Consider the following 1,120-nt stretch of genomic DNA (forward strand, 5'->3'; position numbering starts at 1 on the left):
GGTGGGGAGGGGAGCGGTTAGTCGGTGCGGCGGGTGGCGGCGATGGCCAGGTCGACCAGGGCCTGCCGGGCCTCGGTTTCCAGGTCGACCGTGGTGAGCGCGGCCAGCGCGCTCTCGGTCAGCGCGGCGATCCGCCGCTCGGTGCGCTCCAGCGCCCCGCTAGCGGTGATCACCTCGCGCAGCCGGGCCACGCCGGCCTCCTCCAGGCCCGGGTCGCCCAGCCCGCCGAGCAGCAGCTCCCGGCCGGCCTCGTCCAGCGTCTCGAGGGCCGCCGCCACCAGGTAGGTCCGCTTGCCCTCGCGCAGGTCGTCACCGGCCGGCTTCCCGGTCTGCGCCGGATCCCCGAAGACCCCCAGCACGTCGTCGCGGAGCTGGAACGCCTCACCCAGCGGCAGCCCGTACGCCGAGTACGCCACGTTCACCTCGGCCGGGGCGCCGGCCAGCGCGGCGCCCAGCAGCAGCGGCCGCTCGACCGTGTACTTCGCCGACTTGTACCGGGCCACCTTGCCGGCCCGCTCCAGCGAAGTGTCCCCGGTGGCCTGGGTCAGTACGTCGAGGTACTGCCCGACGGTGACCTCGGTACGCATCTCGTCGAAGACCGGGCGGGCCCGGGCCACCGTACGCGGATCGAGGCCGGCGGAGTGCAGCAGCTCGTCGGACCAGACCAGGCAGAGGTCGCCGAGGAGGATCGCCGCCGCGTCACCGAAGCCGTCCGGGTCACCGCCCCAGCCCGCTGAGCGGTGCCGGGCGGCGAACCGCCGGTGCACCGCCGGCTCGCCCCGCCGGGTGTCCGAGCGGTCCATCAGGTCGTCGTGGATCAGGGCGCTGGCCTGCACGAACTCCAGCGCCGCGAGGCTCGTCACCACCTGGTCGGAGTCGACGCCGCCGGCGCCCCGGTAACCCCAGTACGCGAAGGCGGGCCGCAGCCGCTTCCCCCCGCCCAGCACGAACGCCTCGATCGCCTCGGCGACCGGCGCCAGTGCGTCGTCGACGCCGGTCATCCAGCCGCGCTGGCCGGCCAGGAAGTCGGTCAGCGCCTTGTCGATCCGCTGGCGCAGGCCGGCGCGGTCGACGGGGGAAACGGGAGCAGCGTGGGTCACGCCACGACGCTAGCCGGTCC

At 75.0% G+C, this 1,120-nt stretch carries 1 protein-coding gene; it reads right to left on the bottom strand.

Going from position 1 to position 1,120, the window contains the following annotated elements:
- Nucleotides 1-17 precede the first annotated feature (17 nt).
- Nucleotides 18-1,100 (bottom strand): polyprenyl synthetase family protein, encoded by a 1,083-nt coding sequence (locus DKL51_RS32955; RefSeq protein ID WP_109945231.1) that lies wholly within the window; start codon nucleotides 1,098-1,100, stop codon nucleotides 18-20.
- Nucleotides 1,101-1,120 lie beyond the last annotated feature (20 nt).

The organism is Micromonospora globispora (assembly GCF_003857015.1).
GTDB classification, from domain to species: domain Bacteria; phylum Actinomycetota; class Actinomycetes; order Mycobacteriales; family Micromonosporaceae; genus Micromonospora; species Micromonospora globispora.